Genomic DNA, 3,774 nt, shown 5'->3' with positions numbered 1-3,774 from the left:
CACGGGTTATTGAGGTGTTACTATATTTTTAGATAATTATCTATTTCCGCTGCAAAAAGTTAATTATTTTTGCTATAATTCAGGCCATTTTTTTTATTCTATTAATTCTGAAATTGGCGGTTTAAATGTCCAGTGTTTCAACTGAGGTGTTGAAAAGACGCACCTTCGCGATTATTTCGCATCCAGATGCAGGTAAAACAACAATTACCGAAAAAGTACTTTTGTTCGGTAACGCATTACAAAAAGCGGGTACTGTAAAAGGGCGTGGCTCTAATCAGCATGCAAAGTCTGATTGGATGGAAATGGAAAAAGAACGTGGTATCTCTGTTACTACTTCTGTTATGCAATTTCCTTACAATGATCGTTTGGTGAATTTACTTGATACGCCAGGTCATGAAGATTTTTCGGAAGATACTTATCGAACTTTAACCGCTGTTGATTCGTGTTTAATGGTTATTGATGCGGCCAAAGGAGTAGAAGATCGTACTCGTAAGTTAATGGAAGTAACGCGTTTACGTACAACACCAATTGTTACTTTCATGAATAAATGTGACCGTGAAACACGTGATCCTATGGAAGTATTAGATGAAGTTGAGCACGAGCTTAAAATAGCTTGTGCTCCAATTACTTGGCCAATTGGTTGTGGTAAAGAGTTTAAAGGTATTTATCATATCCATCGTGATGAAACGATTTTGTATCAAACAGGTCAAGGTCATACAATTCAAGAAGTTCGTATTATTAAGGGGTTAGATAATCCTGAATTAGAAGCAGAAATTGGTGAAGATTTAGCTGAAAACATAAGAGAAGAATTAGAGTTGGTAATTGGTGCATCACATGAATTTGATCATGAATTATTTCTTAAAGGAGAATTATCACCTGTTTACTTTGGTACAGCACTAGGTAACTTTGGTGTTGATCATATGTTAGATGGTTTAACTAAATGGGCGCCTGAACCATTATCTCGTCAAACAGCGGATCGTGAAGTAGAAGCAACGGAAGAAAAATTCTCAGGCTTTGTATTTAAAATTCAAGCAAATATGGATCCTAAGCATCGTGACCGTATCGCATTCATGCGAATCGTATCTGGTAAATATAGCCAAGGTATGAAAATGGATCATGTACGTTTAGGTAAAAAAGTAAGTATTTCTGATGCGGTAACTTTTATGGCTGGTGATAGAACACGTGCTGATGAAGCTTTTGCAGGTGATATCATAGGTTTACATAATCATGGTACTATTCAAATAGGTGATACTTTCACCCAAGGTGAAAAGTTAAAATTCAGTGGTATACCTAACTTCGCACCTGAATTATTTCGCCGTATTCGTTTAAAAGATCCATTAAAGCAAAAGCAGTTACTTAAAGGCCTGATCCAGTTATCAGAAGAAGGAGCTGTTCAAGTATTTAGACCATTGATTAGTAATGACTTAGTTGTTGGCGCGGTTGGTGTACTACAGTTTGATGTGGTTGTCGCACGTTTAAAATCTGAATATAACGTTGATGCAATTTATGAGAGCGTAAATGTCGCAACAGCGCGTTGGGTTACTTGTGATGATGAGAAAAAACTTGATGAGTTTACGCGTAAATGTGAAGTGAATTTATCACTAGATGGTGGTGGAAATTTGTCTTATGTTGCACCTAGCATGGTGAATTTAAACCTGTCTAGAGAGCGTTATCCTGATATAGAATTTCATCAGACACGTGAACACTAATTTTTTGCTTCATAATTGATAATGGCTGGATTGGCATCATGTTTTTCAACACTCATTTAGTGGATTAAACTCCCATCGAAAAATACTCAGAGAGCTTTGCTCTAATCAATTATGAAATGTCAATCGTATTATTTTAGGGCTCGGCTTTAATTTATTTTTCGAAACCTAACCCTGTTATTATTTCAATAAAGTGAAATAACATTGGAAAGAATTTAAAGAGATAAAAAATGAATATTCGTCAATTATTGGTAGAAAGAGCGCTAGTAGCAATGGATGCTGCTGGCTTGCCTGAAGGCTCAAACCCTGCAGTTACACAAAGCACACGCCCACAATTTGGTGATTACCAAATTAATGGTGCGATGGGAGCGGCAAAAAAATTAAAAATAAATCCAAGAGAACTAGCACAGAAAATTATTGATAACTTATCAGTAGATGATATTGCTGAAAAGACAGAAATTGCAGGACCTGGTTTTATCAATATTCATTTAAAGCCTGAGTTTTTATCTGAAAAATTAGTTGCAGCTAATTCTGATGAAAAACTAGGTGTTGCAGAGCATAAAGTCGAACAAAAAGTTTTAGTTGATTATTCTTCTCCTAATTTAGCCAAAGAAATGCATGTTGGTCATATACGTTCTGCAGTGATAGGTGATGCTGTTGTACGTGCACTTGAATTTAGAGGTGATAAAGTTGTTCGTCAAAATCACATGGGTGATTGGGGCACACAATTTGGTATGTTGATAGCTCACCTTGAAGATCAATTAAATAAAGGTGTTGACCTAGAAAAAGTTGCATTAGCTGATTTAGAAACATTTTATCGTGATTCAAAAACCCGTTTTGATGATGAAGATGGTTTTGCCGACCGTGCCCGTGATTATGTTGTTAAATTGCAAGCTGGTGATGCGCATTGTAACAAGTTATGGAAGTTGTTTATTGATACTTCAGTAAAACATTCTGTAGAGGTTTATAAAAAACTAAACGTAACCCTTAAGCCTGAACATATTATGGCTGAAAGTGCTTATAATGGTGAATTAAATAATATTATTACACTGTTAAAAGATAAAAATATTGCGCAAGAGTCGCAAGGTGCACAAGTTGTATTCCTCGATGAGTTGGCAAATAAAGATGGTGAGCCATCAGTCTTCATCGTGCAAAAATCAGGTGGTGGTTTTTTATATGCAACAACTGATTTAGCGGCATGTGATTATCGCTCAAATAAATTAAAGGTTGATCGTATTTTAATTTTTGTAGATGCCCGCCAAAGCTTACATTTTAATCAAGTTGAATTAACAGCGCGTAAAGCTGGTTTACTGCGTGAAGAAACAAGTTACGAATTCTGCCCATTTGGAACTATTATGGGTGATGATGGAAAACCATTTAAAACTCGTTCAGGTGATACAATTAAATTAGCTGATTTACTTGATGAAGCTATTTCTAGAGCAACAGATAAATTAGCTGAACGTGAATCTGATATGTCAGACAAAGAACGTAATGAAGTAGCTCGTAAAGTAGGTATTGGCGCTGTTAAATACGCTGATTTATCTAAAAACCGTACTAGCGATTACATCTTTAATTGGGATAATATTTTGAGTTTTGAAGGTGCAACAGCACCTTATTTACAATACGCTTATACACGTGTGCGCAGTATTTTTCGCAAAGCAGGTGTTGATACAGCAACGTTTAATGCTGATATCATTATTAATGAACCTCAAGAAAAAACATTAGCGCTTAAACTACTTCAGTTAGAAGAAGTATTAGATCAAATGATCAACGATGCAACACCACATGTTTTATGTACTTATTTATATGAACTATCTAGCCTTTATATGACATTCTATGAAGCATGCCCTGTTCTTAAAGAAGGTGTTGAAACTGAAATTAAAGAAAGTCGTTTAGTTTTGTGTAATTTAGTTGCTAAAACACTGGCTAAAGGATTAGACCTATTAGGTATCGAAGTAATGGAGCAAATGTAATTTTTCTATTTTGTGTGATACATAGTTAGAAAAATATGAATCTTATTATTTAAAAAGCTTTCAATCGAATGATTGGAAGCTTTTTTGTTTGCCCG

Annotated in this window: 2 protein-coding genes; both read left to right on the top strand. The window is 35.3% G+C overall.

Features of this window, described 5'->3' with window-relative positions:
- Window positions 1-125 precede the first annotated feature (125 nt).
- Window positions 126-1,709, top strand: a complete 1,584-nt coding sequence (gene prfC, locus CJF42_RS24430) for a peptide chain release factor 3 (RefSeq protein WP_095369132.1) — start codon at window positions 126-128, stop codon at window positions 1,707-1,709.
- 227 nt (window positions 1,710-1,936) lie between these two features.
- Window positions 1,937-3,679 carry an arginine--tRNA ligase gene (gene argS / locus CJF42_RS24425; protein ID WP_095369131.1) on the top strand — a complete coding sequence of 581 codons (1,743 nt, stop codon included), beginning with the start codon at window positions 1,937-1,939 and terminating at the stop codon, window positions 3,677-3,679.
- Window positions 3,680-3,774 lie beyond the last annotated feature (95 nt).

The sequence above is a fragment of the Pseudoalteromonas sp. NBT06-2 genome, from assembly GCF_002276045.1.
In the GTDB taxonomy this organism is placed as follows: Bacteria; Pseudomonadota; Gammaproteobacteria; order Enterobacterales; family Alteromonadaceae; genus Pseudoalteromonas.
Note: the sequence above shows the minus strand (reverse complement) of the source record. Positions and strands in the feature narration are given on the sequence as shown.